The organism is Streptomyces sp. CA-106110 (genome assembly GCF_050936285.1).
Lineage (GTDB): Bacteria > Actinomycetota > Actinomycetes > Streptomycetales > Streptomycetaceae > Streptomyces.
Map to the genome: position 1 here is coordinate 10637672 of NZ_JBNJNB010000001.1, position 15110 is coordinate 10652781.

At 67.5% G+C, this 15110-nt stretch carries 11 protein-coding genes and 2 pseudogenes; 6 read left to right on the forward strand and 7 right to left on the reverse strand.

Translation table 11 applies throughout. The annotated features are described in order from the left end of the window. The first annotated feature begins 10 nt into the window (after positions 1–10). A complete protein-coding gene (locus ACQEXA_RS49095) occupies positions 11–1129 on the forward strand; it encodes a hypothetical protein (RefSeq protein WP_432923768.1) in 1119 nt (372 codons plus the stop codon). A gap of 269 nt (positions 1130–1398) precedes the next feature. On the opposite strand, the gene ACQEXA_RS49100 is transcribed toward ACQEXA_RS49095, so the two are convergent. Next, on the reverse strand, positions 1399–1632 hold the full coding sequence (locus tag ACQEXA_RS49100) for a hypothetical protein (protein WP_432923766.1): 234 nt from the start codon (positions 1630–1632) through the stop codon (positions 1399–1401). 411 nt (positions 1633–2043) lie between these two features. Between ACQEXA_RS49100 and ACQEXA_RS49105 the strand changes: the two genes are divergently transcribed. After that, the gene (locus ACQEXA_RS49105; protein ID WP_432923764.1) at positions 2044–2514 is read left to right on the forward strand and encodes a VOC family protein; all 471 of its coding nucleotides are present in this window, start codon (positions 2044–2046) and stop codon (positions 2512–2514) included. 568 nt (positions 2515–3082) lie between these two features. Here ACQEXA_RS49105 and ACQEXA_RS49110 read toward each other — a convergent pair. Then, complete coding sequence (locus tag ACQEXA_RS49110) at positions 3083–3505, reverse strand: DUF6924 domain-containing protein (protein ID WP_359391873.1); 423 nt, start codon at positions 3503–3505, stop codon at positions 3083–3085. A 958-nt stretch (positions 3506–4463) separates the two neighbouring features. On the opposite strand from ACQEXA_RS49110, the gene ACQEXA_RS49115 reads away from it, so the two are divergent. Together ACQEXA_RS49115 and ACQEXA_RS49120 are read left to right on the forward strand one after the other, a co-directional pair. Next, complete coding sequence (locus ACQEXA_RS49115; RefSeq protein ID WP_432923756.1) at positions 4464–5336, forward strand: potassium-transporting ATPase subunit C; 873 nt, start codon at positions 4464–4466, stop codon at positions 5334–5336. A gap of 1300 nt (positions 5337–6636) precedes the next feature. Next, positions 6637–7134, forward strand: a complete 498-nt coding sequence (locus ACQEXA_RS49120) for a hypothetical protein (RefSeq protein ID WP_432923754.1) — start codon at positions 6637–6639, stop codon at positions 7132–7134. 146 nt (positions 7135–7280) lie between these two features. Here the strand turns inward: ACQEXA_RS49120 and ACQEXA_RS49125 are convergent, their stop codons facing one another. Next, on the reverse strand, positions 7281–8210 hold the full coding sequence (locus tag ACQEXA_RS49125; protein WP_432923752.1) for a hypothetical protein: 930 nt from the start codon (positions 8208–8210) through the stop codon (positions 7281–7283). 596 nt (positions 8211–8806) lie between these two features. Continuing rightward, positions 8807–8980: pseudogene (locus ACQEXA_RS49130) on the reverse strand (NUDIX hydrolase); the annotation flags it as partial. Between the two features lie 183 nt (positions 8981–9163). Between ACQEXA_RS49130 and ACQEXA_RS49135 the strand changes: the two are divergent. Beyond that, positions 9164–11269, forward strand: coding sequence for a multicopper oxidase family protein (locus ACQEXA_RS49135; RefSeq protein ID WP_433133111.1), 2106 nt, complete (start codon positions 9164–9166; stop codon positions 11267–11269). Positions 11270–11272: 3 nt separating this feature from the next. On the opposite strand, the gene ACQEXA_RS49140 is transcribed toward ACQEXA_RS49135, so the two are convergent. The 3 genes from ACQEXA_RS49140 to ACQEXA_RS49150 form a co-directional block, all read right to left on the reverse strand. After that, positions 11273–12538 carry a hypothetical protein gene (locus ACQEXA_RS49140; RefSeq protein ID WP_433133113.1) on the reverse strand — a complete coding sequence of 422 codons (1266 nt, stop codon included), beginning with the start codon at positions 12536–12538 and terminating at the stop codon, positions 11273–11275. Beyond that, the gene (locus tag ACQEXA_RS49145; protein WP_433133115.1) at positions 12532–13434 is read right to left on the reverse strand and encodes a hypothetical protein; all 903 of its coding nucleotides are present in this window, start codon (positions 13432–13434) and stop codon (positions 12532–12534) included. Before ACQEXA_RS49145 ends, ACQEXA_RS49140 begins: the two co-directional genes overlap by 7 nt. Positions 13435–13652: 218 nt before the next feature. Continuing rightward, the gene (locus tag ACQEXA_RS49150) at positions 13653–13985 is read right to left on the reverse strand and encodes an IS66 family transposase (RefSeq protein ID WP_433133117.1); all 333 of its coding nucleotides are present in this window, start codon (positions 13983–13985) and stop codon (positions 13653–13655) included. Here ACQEXA_RS49150 and ACQEXA_RS49155 point away from each other — a divergent pair. Then, a pseudogene (locus ACQEXA_RS49155) lies at positions 13951–15015 on the forward strand (PP2C family protein-serine/threonine phosphatase); the annotation flags it as partial. The gene ACQEXA_RS49150 and the pseudogene ACQEXA_RS49155 overlap by 35 nt on opposite strands. Positions 15016–15110: the final 95 nt, after the last annotated feature.

The window sequence follows — 15110 nt, forward strand, 5'->3', positions numbered from 1 at the left end:
CCGTGTGAACGTGCGCTTCGACCGCCGCGAGGCACTGACCGCGGCCGGGATCTACCTGGCGATCGCCGTGACCGGCTTCGGTTTGCTGATGGCGATCAGCCACTTTCGCGGCTACCACCCCACGGACGTTCTGACGCGGTGGGACAGCGCGAGATACCTGCACATCGCCGAGCACGGTTACCCGAACCACCTGGAGTACACCCCGAGCGGACTGCCCAAGCCCAGCGCCCTCGCGTTCTTCCCGATGGTGCCCGCCTTGATCCGCGCGGTACACCTGGTGACCTTCCTCCCCTTCCCGTACGCCGGAGTGGTGGTCTCCTGGTCCATGGCGGCGATTGCCGCGGCCGGGGTACACACGCTGGCCGGGTCGCTGTTCGGCCGTCGCGCGGGTTACGCCTGCGTGGGACTCTGGGCGTGCTCGCCGTACGCGTTCGCCCTTTGGGTGCCCTACTCCGAGGCCACCTTCACCGCCTTCCTGATGTGGACGCTCATCGCGGTGGTGGCGCGCCGCTGGTTGTGGGCGGGCGCCCTCTGCGCGCTGGCCGGCACCGTGCGGCCCACCTCGACCGTGCTGGTGGCAGTGGTAGCCATCAGCGCGATCAGGGCACTGACGCAGCGCCGGGCCGGCTGGCGGCCTTGGGCGGCGATGGGCATCGCGCCGCTCGGACTGATCTTCAGTTGGCTGTACCTGGGCAGCCGAATAGGCCGGCTCGACGGCTGGTTCATCGCGGAGAAGGCCTGGGACCAGCAATTCGACTTCGGCCTGGGCAGCCTGCGGTTCCTGCAGAAACTGATCACCTACCAGAGCACGGACATCCGCTACCCGATCGTGCTGACGGTGATCCTCATCGTGGCTGTGGGCGTGGTCGCGTTGGCAGTGGACCGCCAGGTGCCCTGGCCATTGGTGCTGGCGCTCGCCGGGGCCTGGGAGCTGATGTTCGGCACACCGGGCGCACCGTTGTCCAAGCCCCGCTTCATCCTGCCGTTCCTGCCGATCATGCTCTTGCTGGTCATACGGCCGATCGCCCGACTGCCCCGCCCAGTGCAAGGCTGCCTGTACGGGTGCGGGGCGATCTTCGCCGGCTGGTACGCGTTCGGGTTGCTGGTTCTCTTCAAGCACCCACCGTGACCACGATCGCGGCCCGGTGCCTCGTGGCGCGGTGCCGACGCTTTTGCAGTACGGCTGATGAGACGCCGACGCGGCCGTTTCGGACACACCTGTGGGGCGCAGCGTCACCTTGATCATGCAAGAGCTGCGCCGGTCCGACGCGCTCAGCGTTTCCCGGTGCCGCCGGGCAGTCCGGCCCACCACCGGGACCGAAGGCTAGGCAAGGACACACTCGCTTTCGAGTTCTGTTCCCACTGGGCAGGACACCGTTCGGCTTTGTCCGCGGTCGTTCACCACTGCGCTCCAAACGATTGGCTCGTGTGGCGGAGCCTGGCCTTCATGACGGCCTGGTACATCCCGTTCATCGTTTTGTTCGTCCGGTCGTGGGTGGGCTTCGCCACGCCCAGCGAGTGCGACCCCCTGGTGAGGCTCCTGTGCTCCCACAGCGTGCTGGACGCCCTGCTCGTCACGATGATCTTCTGGTTTCCCGCCAACGTCGGGGTGTTCCTGGGCTCGGCGTTCATGCTCTGGTACCTGGTCCGGATCGAGTTCGAAACACCTGGGCCATCGGGACGATTGCAGCTCTCACTGGCTGGTTCATCGGGTTTGTCCTGGAGTTGCTTCTACTTCTGTACCTTGACGTCATGCGTTAGTGCGCGAGTCGGTGTCCTGGAGCGAGCCTTGCCTTGTGAGTCCCCGCTGTGTTCCGTCGGAACGGGCACGGTCCCGACCGGGCAAGAGCACGCATAGGCACGGCACGCGTGTCGACAAGGGGGCCACCTCCACCAGTAGCCGAAAAAGTGAAGGACAGGTGTCTGACCTGCGGCCGTGATATCGATCAACGCTGCGACTTGGCCGAGATCCACCGATGAGTTCCGCCGGCTGGCCCGGTCTACCAGGACGTACGCCATCGAACCACCGACTGGAGACCCACCATGGCCAATCCCGCACACCCCGGCCGCATGCTGTTCGTGAACATGCCCGTAGCAGACCTCGAGCGCAGCAAGGCGTTCTTCGCTGAGCTCGGGTTCAGCTTCAACCCGATGTTCACCGACGAGACCGCCGCCTGCATGATGGTCGGCGAGCACGCCTTCGTCATGCTGCTCAGCCGTGAGAAGTTCGCGGAGTTCGCGAAACTGCCGATGGCCGATCCCACCACGCACACGCTGGCGCTGTACTGCTTCAGCGTGTCATCCCGGGATGAGGTCGATAAGGTCAGCGCCGTTGCGCTCGCGGCTGGCGGCTCCGAGGCGGATGGCGCCGAGGACTACGGCTTCATGTACTCACGCAGCTTCTTCGACCTCGACGGCCATGGCTGGCAGGTCATGTGGATGGACCCGGCGGCGGCGGAGCAGGGCCCCGAGGCGTTCGTGGCCTCCACGCAGGACGCCGACGGCCCGGCCTGACCCACCACCGCGTTCCGCACGTGCGCCATCATGCATGCCCTGCCTGCGCTCGCGGTCGGAGTAGCGGCTGTGGGCTGGAGCTGCCATGGGGCGAGTGATCATGGCCCCGTAAGTGTCCGGCGCGTCGGGCAGTCTGTGAACCTGCCCGGTAAAGCTCGACGTCGGGGCCATGATCTTCGAGGCTCGCCCCATGGTGGCTGCCTAGAGCCGTGGAGCCGACCGCCCAGCCACCACGGTTCTGACCTCATGCCAACTCCACCGGTACGGCTGGGAGCACCTGGAGGACGGGCACGGGGGCCTGACAGACCAAGCGATCGACTCTGAAGAGGATCCGCTGGATGCCATCCCGGCCGAAGAGTTCCGGCGGGTGTGGAATCGGTAAGTACGCCGGACAACCACTTCAGGAGCGAGGTTGGGCCATCACAGGCGTGGCCTGCGGGTCCCCTGCCTTGGCCGGAGGCCGGCGGCGCGTACCCCTATGCACCCCGAGTCCCCGTGGGTTTGCGTCCGTTCTGACGCGGGAGTGGCACGGCCACAGACTGTCCACGATCCCAGCCTGCGCGTGGGTTCAGTCAGGGAAGCGACGGAAGACGCCGTCCCCGTCTACAGCGTCTGCGAACTCTTCGAAGTCGATGTTCCCTATTGAGAGGTTGGCGCCAATAGACCAAAGCTCGGATGCGGTGACCCGAAAGGACTGACCCCGCCCTGCTTCGAAGAGGTCGAGTACGAGGATCGGGTACTCCTTGTCGGTCATGGCCCGCTCGTCTGCCAGCAGGAGAAATGTGGGGTCGTGATCGCCCTGGGGCATCAGCTCCGTGAACTGCTCTGCTGTGAGGTCGCGGTACGCCAGGTCGTCGACGAAGCCGACAGAGCTACTTCCGCCTTCGGGATCTGCTCCGAGGATCGCTGACTGGAGCGCTTCCCACGCAGGGTGGTCGCCGAAGTAGGTACGGAGGACGAATGGGTCTTCGCGGTCTGGCACTGGCAGCATGGGGCATCCCTGAGAGTTACGACGGGGCCCAGCCATGATCACAGCTGACTGTCTGCGAGTACACCCCTGCCCTCCAGGCGCCATAGAGCCCCAGTTTGGAGGACGGCGTATATGGCGCCCCTGGCCTACCTGCCGAGGCTCGGACCTGGGACAGAGCGCAGCCGGGCCCGTCGTTCCCCGTGGCTCCCCGCTGCGTCCCATCGGAACAGCTCCCGTACCGGGCAGACTTGCAACGGCTCGCCCGGCCGGTCGGCCCAGCTTCACCGGACATGCCGACCGGCGCACATCCACAGCAATCGACACATCGGCGAAAGTGATCTTGCGACCGTCTGCTGATCCCGGAGATGACGATGAGTTTTCCTGTTCCCCGCGCAGACGACACCGAGTCCGACCGCCTGAGGGCCCTGCTGGAACGTGCCGCCACGGGCCGTGACACTCAGGCCTGGAGCGACTCTGCGCGGCGAGACGGGCTCTGAGCTGCGCAGTCCGGCCTCGATGGTCTCAACTCTTGCGAGCTGCGACACGTATGCGACACACCAGTCGTCAACCGCGTCAGGTATCGCGTCAAGGCTCGTGCCCGTGCCGTCAAAGTGCCGTCAGCGCCAGTCCTGACTCCTGGACCTGCGGAAATAGCATCTGAGCCGCGCCCCGGGCCGCTCACCGGCCAGCCCGGGGCTTTCTGCTGCCCTGTGCGCTGCCGGTCCGGAGAGTGAGGTTCGAGATGAGTGCGTCGGCACCGGTGCAACCGGCCCCAGAGCGGGCCGTACGGCCGCCCCATGCCGGCCGCCCGCACCGAGTCGGAGCCTGGTTGTCGGAACCGCGGCAGTTGCGGCAGGCGCTGCTCGCCGCACTGTTCCCCCGCAACTGTGGGTCCATTGCGTGGGCGGCGTGATCGTGCCGTTCATCGCCATCAAGCCCATCGACGTCGTCCTCGTCCAGTTCGTCCCCGGGATCTGACATGCCACCGCGTCCTTCGCTGGATCGCCCAGAAGCCACGGCGCTCCACGTCGTGCTGGCGCTGACCGTGCTGGTCGGCCTGATCTATCCGCTCACTCTCACCGCCGCCGCTCAGGTGCCGGGACTGCGCCACAGCGCGAACGGCTCACTCCTCATCGGGACCGACGGGCGGCCGGTGGGCAGCTCGCTGATCGGCCAGTCCTTCACCGACGGCAAGGGCAACCCCCTGCGGTATTGCTTCCAGTCGCGGCCCTCCCATGCCGGCGACGGCTACGACGCGAGCGCGTCGGGCGCAGGCAACCAGGGGCCCGAGAGCGTGGTCGACACCATCCCGACCAAGGGCGACCCCGGCAAGCAAAGCCTGCTCACTCAGGTCTGTACACGCAGCAAGCAGGTGGGCGAACTGGAGCACGTGGACGGCTCCCGCCCGTACTGCACCCCGGACGGCGTGGGCGCGGTACTGGGCGCCTACCGCGCGCACGGCACGACCGGCGCCGTGCAGCGGGCGGTCAGCCTCAACCAGGCCTGCCCCACGCGCCCGTTCACCGCGACCTACCAGGGCGTGGTCGTTGAGTGCGCCCGGCGGCCAAACGCCTGGGCCTGCCGCTGGAGGAGATCGGCGAGCTGCTGGCGGTGTGGGAGAGCGGGGCCGCGCGGAGGTGAAGGCAGACCTGCGTCCCCGGATCGCCGCCCGGCCGGCCGAGGCCGATCAGCGGGCGGCGGAACTGCGGGCGTTCACCGCCTCGCTGCACCGGGCGCTGGAGCCTGGGCGGGAGTGGGCGGACGGCGGTGCCGATGGGGGCAGAGACTTGAGTGCGGGCGCCGCCGGCCGCCCGTGCCCGCCCGGAGGAGCGAAGCGACGACGGGTGCTTGATGAAGTAGGAGAAAGTCCTATCCCGCTGGGATGAGCTGCTGCCCGTCGTGGCTCTCGCATCCGAGAACTTCCCCACGTATTCACCGCAGCCACCCGCAGGAAGCCCGTGACAGCCGGACAGCCCCGAAGCCTTCTCTTGACCGTCGGGGGGTGTCTAGGGCTTCGTCGTGTCGACGGTCCCCTGCAGGACTCGAACCTGCGGCCAAGCGCCTAGAAGATGCCGGCGCACTCCTGGGCTGGCACCGCTACGGCCGGACAGGAGCGCTCGCGTGCGCCGCCGTCCGCCTCGTTGAGGTCAGCCGTGGATGTCAGCAGCCTCATGGTCAGTGGCTCTAGCCGAGTCTGAGAGGAGCGGGTTCTGCTCACCGCAATCCGTCCGCCACCCCTAGAAGGCGAGCAGCGCGGCGAGAGTCAAAGCCGCCATCGCAGTTATCACCCGCGGCTTCCGCCACCCTGGTCCCGAAGCTTGGCGTGTCAGCTCCCAGACGCCTACCAAACCGCCTCCGAGACCCAGTGCGCTCCGCAGCAGGAAAATGGTGGTCTGCACAGGGAGCCTCCAGGTGCCCTCGAACGGAGCGGAAAGCTATCCCTCGGGTGCCGAGCCTCTGATGACCGGGTCCTGTTCGGAAGATCGAGTGTGCGGACGCGCGCTGCTCAGTTAGACACTCAGCGCTCTTGCTCACCACGAGTGGCCGGCCGACGTTCTGGACTCGGGATCGTGCAGTGCAGCGAGTTCCCTCAGGTCATTCGCGACCATGACCTGAGCAAGGCGTCCGGCGACGGCCGCACCCGCTTTCGAGGTCTGTTCGTCCTGGTCAGGATGTCGTTCGCCTTGTCGGCGGTCGTTCACCACCGAGGTCCGGACGGTTGACTCGTACGCCCGTGAACGACTCCGGCCACCGATGGATGAGACCAAATGAGACGGCATCCCGTCCGCCGTGCGGAGCCGCATGGCGGTCGTCGAGGCCAGGGCGCGGTCCTGGCGTGCTTTCAGCGGCGCTACCCTTCGGCGACATCCACCAATGACCGTCGGTGGCAAGCGACTCGGAGCGGTAGCACGCTCCGTCCACACGGGGGAGACGCGGCGATGCGCCTAATCCTGGCTGGCCCGGCGCTGGCCGCAGCAGTGCTCACCATCACGGCCTGCCGATCCACGGCAGGCTCGGGGCCGCGCCACGCCGCTCTGCCGACGAATGCGACGCCGTGCGCGTCCAGGAGCCAAACGCCCAGCGTCAAGCCCGAGCCGATACAGACGAAGCTGGAGTGGCGGGCGGAGGAGCTGCGTGACAGCTCGGTGCGAATGACGATCGGAGACGTCGGCCTTGCTCCCAAGGATCCCAAGGCTGTCCGCGTCACCGACTACCACGCGCCGGGCAGCGAGACCGCATGTGACTACGTGGAGATCATCGCTGTGCACGGGTGGTGGTGCACCACGACGGTTTCACCCGTCGCTGTGAACGGCGAGATCGTGGTCGGTGGCGCACAGCCACGGGCGCAGATCCACTCCGCCGGTTTCCACACGCACTGCTCGGGACGCACCGCGAAGATGCGGCAGCACTACACGATTGAACGCGACAGTTGGTCCGGCTGGCGCCGGTACGACAATCATGGCCAGACCGATTGGACATCCCAGCAGGACCAGTCCGGCCACGCAGTGTCTGCCCCATGCCCTCAAGGACGGGTCGGCACCTACAACTACCGGCTGGCAGTCTCGGTCGAAATCGACGGAATCCAGGCGGACGACTCCATGGCTGCCAGCGCCGAGATCCGCACCGACTGCGGCACAGGCGTCAGCTGACACCACCCCGAGCTGCTGTCCCGTCCGCCGTCGACCCACACCCCGTGGAGCGGGCGTGCCCTGTCAACGCCGGTTCCTGTCGGACCGCCCGGAGACGGCCCCAAGCTCCGAACCCTTCGTGGCCTCCCGTCTGTTTGCGAGCTCGGCTAGGAATCGCTGAACCAGGAGCCGATCGAGTTCCATTGGAAGGCATCCCGCCAGGCGATCTCGCCCGCCGCCCAGCCCACCAGGGCCGCAATGACCTTGTCCGCTGAGACTGTCCGTGTCTGATAGTGCTCGGCAGGACTGCGATCACGATATTCGAGCTCGTAGGTGCCGTCAGGCCGGAGCCAGACCTGGGCGTAGCAGTGCGCCTCCGTTGCACACTCCAACACGAGGAACCCGTCACGGGGAAGGCTCAACACCGCTGCTTCCAGTCTGGCGCCACGTGGGCAGTTCCGCTCGGGGCGGTGGCCCGGGTGCACAGGGGGGTCGGACGCTGCGGGATCTTCCCGGACAGGCTCGGCCGGCGGCAGTCCGCAGGCATCGACCAATTCGAAGAAGAGGTCTTCCACGAACGGCTCCGCCCTCTTGGCCAGAACCACACGCAGTGCTTCCCGATCCGCGGTAAACCCGCCCTCGGCTGCCCAAACCCCTATCTGCTCCGCTGTCTTGGGCACGTCCGCGAGCAACCAGCGGACCCTCCTGTCTTTGTCGGTCTCCCCCCGTGGCGCCTCATCATCCGAAGGCGGCGACACCGACACCTCATAGTCGGCAGCCATCACCGGATCAAGAAAGGTTGACCAGGCCACCCCGGACGGAGTGAGACCGCGGACGTAGCAGATATCGCTGTCCATGACGCTTGCGATCATGACTGGCGAGCCAGTTGCTGTGACCAGCCGGTGCAGCCACCGGTCGTCGTCGTTCTCCGGCAGATAGTCATTCACTTGCAGCGTCTGCCAGCCACCGGGGCGCGGCCAGCACTCGTCGAAGTAATCGGCACTCTCCTCGATGCACCACTCCGGATCATCGAATACAGGCAGGTCCCGCAACGAAGTATCGCTGCGCACCAGAACAAAATCGCCAGAGTAACCCATGCTTCCTCCCCAGAGACTGCCGCGATGCTAGCGAGAGGGACGGACACCGGCTGGGTTGCTCGGGACTGTCTGCTTCTTGGGCGGGAGTGGGCGGCCGGCGGTGCCGAGCGGGGTGGAGACATGAGCGCGGGCGCCGCCGGCCGTCCGCGCCTGCGCGGAGGAGCGAGGCGACGACGGGTGCCTCATGAGGTTGGGAAGTTCTATCCCGCGGTCTGGTTGCGCTCGGTTCGGTACTCGTCGAACAAGCTGAAGAACAAGTCAAGCGCAGGTACGCCGGCCATTGGGCCTCACACTCGATCTCTGTTGCCCAGCGCAGGGCGCTGCGCCGACCGAGGCCCTCCCACAGCCACCCAGCGGAGGAGCCCTGGCTGCTCGGGCTCCAGAAGCCGAAGTCCCCGTGCACGCCATGGACGGCCAGTGCAGCTCGGTAGACGATCAGCATCGAGACCAGATGCTGGAGTGAACTGCCCCATAGCCAGATCGATGGCCGCAGCCGAATCCGGCCGAGGAACTCGTGAATGTTGCTCAGCTCGGTGAGCTGCCTCGGTGTTCTCTCCGCGCCCCCACTTCTGCTGCCATGTGTCGTCGTAGCGGCGGAGCAGCTGCCTGCCGCCGTGGCTTCTCACGTACGGGCCCTCGCCGTCCAAGGCGTCCAGGGGGCGAACCGCGAAGACCTCGGCCATGCGCTGGCTGACCTCGTGGGGTGAGAGCCATTCGACCGCGGTGGACTCGGTGGACGTGCGCTCGGTGCCGCCCGATGGCGTGCAGCGGGCTTGTCCCCCAGCGGTGTTGTCGCTGGTGACGATGTGCCGTGAATTGCCAGGGTGCCGCCCGTTGACCACGCCGGGTGCCCTGTCCGGAGCAACTGCGCAGCCCAGGGCACAGCAGTCTGTGCAAACCTGCGAGTGTGACGCGGGCCGGCTTTGGTCCGGCAAGGCGAACGGAGAACGGGTGTGGCTACGAGGCGGCGTGTCATCCAGGCTGCCGTTACCGGAGGCGCGTTCGTGCTCCTTCCCTCCGGCATCGAGTTCGTCCCGGCGCGGTTGTCATCACCGGCGGGGCGCACGGCTCTGGATCCGGAACGTATCGGAAAGTACCGCACACGTCTGGTCGTCCCTCCGGTCATGCCGCGGTCCGACCGCGGCTCGGAGGGTGGGATCGACCACTACTCCATCGGCGCTCGTCAGTTCCGCCAGCAAATGCTGCCTCCCGGCTTGCCGGCGACAACGGTGTGGGGATACGGCTCCACAGGACAAGCCGGCACCTTCCACTCCCCGTCCTTCACCTTGGAAGCTCGGGTTGGCACGCCTGTGCGGGTGCGGTGGAAGAACGAGTTACTCGACCGCTCGGGCCACCATCTGCCCCACCTGCTGCCGGTCGACCCGACACTGCACTGGGCGAACCCGCCGGGTGGGACGGGGGAGCGGGACGGGCACCCGATGTTCCGTTCGACGCCCGGTCCGTACACCGGCCCGGTGCCGATCGCGACACATCTGCACGGAGGCCAGAACACGGAGGAAAGCGACGGATACCCCGAAGCCTGGTACCTTCCCGAGGCTGTCGACATCCCCGCCGGCTACGCCCGGGTCGGAACGTACTACGACGTGTACAAGCACAAGGCCGCAGCCGCCTACGGCGTCACATGGAATCCGGGAGAGGCCGTCTTCCAGTACGCCAACGACGAGCGCGCGGCGACCCTTTGGTTCCACGATCACGCCTTGGGTGTGACGCGTCTGAACGTCTACGCCGGCTTGGCCGGTTTCTATCTTCTGCGCGGGGGGCCGGCGGACCTGCCCGATGGCGTCCTACCTGGGCCCGCCCCCCGTCCTGGAGATCCACCGGGTCGGAGCTATTACGAGATCCCGCTCGTGATCCAAGACAGATCCTTCTACGAGGACGGCAGCCTTCTCTACCCTGCGGGACGCGCTGTTTTCGACGGATTCAAGGGCCCCTACGTGCCGGGCAGCGATGTTCCGCCGATCTGGAATCCCGAGTTCTTCGGCGACACGATGGTGGTCAACGGCAGAACCTGGCCAGTCCTGGACGTGGAGCGCCGACGCTACCGACTCCGTGTGCTCAACGGGTGCAATGCGCGGTTCCTCATTCTGAAGGTCGTCGCCCATCCCGCCGCCCACCGTCCCGCTGACCCGGCCGTTGCCCTCTGGCAACTGGGAAGTGAAGGTGGCTTCCTTCCCGCGCCCGTACAACTCGAGCAGTTGCTCATCGCTCCCGCGGAGCGCGCCGACGTGATCATCGACTTCACCTCGGTACCTGCCGGCACTGCTCTGTACCTCATCAACGAGGGCCCCGACTCCGCGTTCAAAGGGGGGAGAGCGGGAACCGACTTCGTGCCCGCGAACCCGAGCACGACCGGGCAGGTTCTGAAGTTCGTCGTCCAGTCCCACACCTCGCCTGACACGAGCGTGCCGCCGTCTCAGCTGACCTTGCCGCCACTCGTACCTCTGGGCACCGTGGACTGCATCCGCAGAGTCTCCCTCAATGAGCAGAACTCCACTGTTCTGCCGCATGTCGGCCCCCGAGAAGCACTTCTCGGGACCGTCGACGGACACGGGAAGCCGGTCCTCATGCGATGGGATGACCCTGTGACGGAGAATCCGGCGCTGGGAGCAACCGAGGTCTGGGAAATCCACAACTTCACCGCCGATGCTCACCCGATCCACGTTCACGAGGTCCAGTTCCAGGTCGTCGACCGGCGCAAGTTCGGGCAGAAGGCCACATTGCCCCCTGAGCCATCGGAACGCGGCTTCAAGGACACCGTCATCGCTTACCCAGGGACCGTCACACGCCTGAAAGCGACGTTCGACCGTGCCGGCCTGTTCGTATGGCACTGCCACATGCTCGAACACGAGGACAACGAGATGATGCGGCCCTACCGCGTCGGACCGACACAGACCACCGCGCCGAAAAACCCACAAGGGCTGTCATCGACGGGAGTACCCGACCCGGCCCCATCACCAGCCTCATCCATGGACATGCAGCCAGATCCGCCCCATGGTGCAGCAGCGGGGTTCTCCGCCCGCCGGAACCCAGGGCACTAAGAGTCATCCCGTATTGGGATGCCACCCGATCAGTTCCCGCGCAGGGATACCGCCGCGGGCTGCGGTGTTTCCTGTGTGGGCGGCTGTTCCGACGTGGTCCTTGTGCCGCTGATTCGCGGGTCGGGTCTCATTCGGGGTGGGCCGGTACCGGTCGGGGGTGTTTCGTCGAGCAGAGGCCTGCCGGCCGGGGATTCCCGGACCGTGGGCTGCCGCGTGGGTGCGGCCCCTGCTGGGGCGGCCACCGCGCTGCGGTTGACTCGACAGGGCTTCTTGCAGCCCTGGTGAGAACAAGATCTGTGTGGTGCGGGCCTGGACGGTGTCCAGGCCCGCAGTGCTGGGATCGTCCGGGTTTTGAACCCGGACGTGCGCGGCGAGTGCGGCGGAGACCATGTCGCGGTCGGCGACCAGGCCGCAGGAGGTGCAGGTGTGCGCCCGGGCGGCGAGGCTTTTCCGCACCTGGGCGCCGCACAGGCAGGTCTGGGACAGCTTCGTGGTGACGGTCGACGCGCGCAGCAGGCGGCCGCTGGTCTTCTCGCATTCTTTGCCGATCGCGGCGATGAGCCGGCCAGGTGTGGTGGCTTGCAGGGCGCGGCCCCACAGCCGGTACCAGGTGCGGATGTCGCAGTCCTCGACGGTCAGGTTGACGCCATGATCGGCGACGATCCGCTCAGCGATTCGCCGTGCGCGGTGGTCTTTCGCGGCGGCCGCGGTGGCCGCGGCCTCGGCGAGCCTGGCCCGGTCAAGGCGGTAGCCGGCCGAGAGGGTGTCCCTGCGGTATGCCTGTTTGGGTACTCCGGCCTTGTTCGCCGCCCGCGCGCCGCCCGGAACGTGAACGTGCCGTTCCGGGAGTCCGGCGGTCTTGCGTCGTGCGGCTCGGGCCTGCTGGCGTTTCGACGGCGCGTACTGGCCTGGGTTGGTGGCGCGGCGGGACCGGTCGAGGGCACGTTTGCGGCCCCGTTCCTTGCGACGGGCCTTTTCCAGTGCGGCCCTCTCGGCGTCGGTGAGCTCGACCCTGGTCGAGTGCACCTGTCCGTCTGCGGGGTCGAAGGTGTCTGGGAAGGAGACGACGGACAGGTTGGAGACGTTGTCGTCGATCCCACCGACCCGGTTCAGGTCGGCTGCGGCAGCCCGCCGCGCCTTCGTGGCTGGGGACGCGTATCCGCTGGTGAGGACCATCAGGTGCGCCTCGTATGCCCACCCACCAGGAGACGAGGCGTCTCGGCGGCGGACCAGGTCCACCTTGTGCCACGTCGTCGGATTGTTCAACACGTCGTCGGATTGTTCAGGAAGTGCACCAGCCGCGGCCAGCGGCCGGCCCCGGAAGGCAGCCGCACGGGCAGGACGAGGTCGCCGCGCTGGGAGTCGGCGCCGCCGGTGAACACCAGGGCGAGCGGGCCGGTGTGGTCCCACCATGTCGCAGCCCGGGTTTTTGGTTTTCCCTTCGCGCTGACGTCGCCGGTCTCCACTCGGCGGGGCCTGGTGGGCACGGGCATGCGCCGCGGCTGCGCGAGAACACTCGTGGTCGGCGCCAGCCCGGCTGCCTGCTCCGGGGTGGTGATGGCCTGGTCGAGGTCCCGGTGCCGGTAGGCGTCCAGATGCCCGGCAAGGGTGCCGTGCAGAGGGAACGTCTCCCACTTGCGGGCCGTGGTGTGCGAGCGGGCACGGCCGGGGATGCGGGTGTAGTCCCACCAGGTGCCGGTCCTCGGCCGCCCGAACCGGCGACCGGACTCATCGGGGAACAGGTGCCGACTGACGCCTTCCCACACCTCGTCGGCCTGATGCATCACCAGAGCTTTGGTGACGTGCCGGCCCAGATGCCGGGAGCGTTCCATGTGTCGGTACCCGCGGCGTTCCATGCCCGCACGGGACAGGCCCAGCTCGACACGCCACCCTTTCGCGTCGACATCGCGGCGCACGTCCCCGGCCCAGTACGCGTCGACCGCGGCCCGGGCATCGCGCCGTAGCGCGCGTTTGACCGACCACATCGCCCAGTACAGTTGCTCTACTCGCAACTGGCTGTCGAGCCCGCTCACCTCGAGCGGCAGCCGGATTACCGCGAGCCCGGTGCCCTCGCCACGCGTCCACCGCTTGCCTTTGTTCTTCCCACGGAACCGGCGGGCAGACACGTCACAGGCAGATACCGGGTCGAGCAGCTCTGCACTCACGGCATCCCACCTCCTTTGTCTACGGCAACGGCGACGACCTGTCCGGAACTTGACAGCTCCGGCAAGCAAGTCCAAAGCTACAGACGCCCACTGACAACGGCTGGGCGACGGACATGCTTGGCGTTCTAAGGTAAACATTCAGCCGGTGCGCGCTGGGTGACGGATTCGGGCGTGTGGTGACGGCCGGTGACCGTGGGCGGTCATCGGCTGGCGGGGTGTCAGGCGCGGGCTGCGGGTGGGAGCCAGGTGGTTCCGGTGAACGCGTCCCGGAGCACGGTGAGGGGGTTGACCGTGTGCTTGGCGGCGGTGGAGAGCACACCGCGGATCAGGTAGCGGTCCTTGGCTCGCTCCAGGTCGGTGAGCCGGCCGGAGATGTTCTCCTGGATCTTCGAGGGCCGCAGGTCGCGTTCTGCCTGGTTGGAGGTGGGTGGGATGCGCAGGTCGGTGGTGAAGCGCAGGAAGTCGTCCTCGCGCTCACGGAAGGCTTCCAGCAGCAGGCGGGTCTTGCGGGCGCCGGGGCCCATGCCGCCGGTGCAGCAGGAGTCCCCCATGCCCCTGGCCCGCGCCCTGCGCGGCGTCGCACCGACCTTCGCCGGCCCGGAGACCTATCGGGGGCGAACCAACCCGGGTATTGCGGTCGAGCAGCGGCGTCTGTTCGAGACGACCGGTATGCACTCGGCAGTTCTGGTTCCCCTCCGCAGCGTGCACGAGGTACTGGGCGCCCTCACCCTCGGCCGTGCCGACCAGCCCGAGCAGTTCACCGCCACCGACATCGCCCTGTTGGAGGACATCGCCCGTCGCGCCAGCCTCGCCCTGGAGAACGCCCGCCTCTACCAGCGCCAGCGCAAGGTGGCCGAGACCATGCAGCGCCATCTGCTGCCCAAGCTCCCGCGTACGCCCGACCGCGGCATGGCCGCCCGCTACCTGCCCGCCCCGGACGCCTCCCAAGTCGGCGGCGACTGGTACGACGCGTTCACACTGACGGACGGCGCCACCGCGCTTGCCATCGGCGACGTCGTCGGCCACGACCTGGAAGCGGCGGCCGGCATGGCCCAGCTGCGCAACATGCTCCGCGCGTACGCCCGGGCCCAGCTGGAGCCGCCGAGCAAGATCGTGGAATGTCTCGACCGGGCGACGGGGGACATCGCGGAGGTCTCCCTGGTCACGTTGGTCTTCGCCCGCATGACGGAGAACGACGACGGCCAGTGCGAGCTGTCCTGGACCAACGCGGGTCATCCGCCTCCGCTGCTGGTTACCCGTGACGGCGTGGCGCGGTATCTGACCGAGGGCCACGGGCTCCTGTTGGGCGTCGCACCCGACCAAGACCGTCCCGACGCGACGACTGAGCTGCCGCCCGGGGCAACCTTGCTCCTCTACACCGACGGCCTTGTCGAGTCCCCCGGCCACGCCTTGGACGAGGGGCTGAACCGCCTGCGCCGCCATGCCGCATCTTTGGCCCACCGCCCCCTGGAGTCCTTTACGGACCAGTTGCTGGCGCGGGCGCGTCCACCGGACAACGAGGACGACGTGGCGCTGCTGGCCGTGCGGCACGTGGCCTGCTCATCTACACGACGCTCTTGAGAGCCGTCGTTGCTCGAGCCACTGGGGGTTGAAATCCCAATCCCACCGCCAGGTGGAACCGTCCCTCACCAGGGGAATCAGTCAGGGGCCGTTCT

Bases quoted from the DNA above. Each gene is read 5' to 3' on its own strand.
- ACQEXA_RS49100 (WP_432923766.1), bottom strand. From the start codon at position 1,632: ATGAACGCCGAGCCCAGGAACACCCCGACGTTGGCGGGAAACCAGAAG.
- ACQEXA_RS49105 (WP_432923764.1), top strand. From the start codon at position 2,044: ATGGCCAATCCCGCACACCCCGGCCGCATGCTGTTCGTGAACATGCCC.
- ACQEXA_RS49110 (WP_359391873.1), bottom strand. From the start codon at position 3,505: ATGCTGCCAGTGCCAGACCGCGAAGACCCATTCGTCCTCCGTACCTAC.
- ACQEXA_RS49115 (WP_432923756.1), top strand. From the start codon at position 4,464: ATGCCACCGCGTCCTTCGCTGGATCGCCCAGAAGCCACGGCGCTCCAC.
- ACQEXA_RS49120 (WP_432923754.1), top strand. From the start codon at position 6,637: ATGACGATCGGAGACGTCGGCCTTGCTCCCAAGGATCCCAAGGCTGTC.
- ACQEXA_RS49125 (WP_432923752.1), bottom strand. From the start codon at position 8,210: ATGGGTTACTCTGGCGATTTTGTTCTGGTGCGCAGCGATACTTCGTTG.
- ACQEXA_RS49150 (WP_433133117.1), bottom strand. From the start codon at position 13,985: ATGGGGGACTCCTGCTGCACCGGCGGCATGGGCCCCGGCGCCCGCAAG.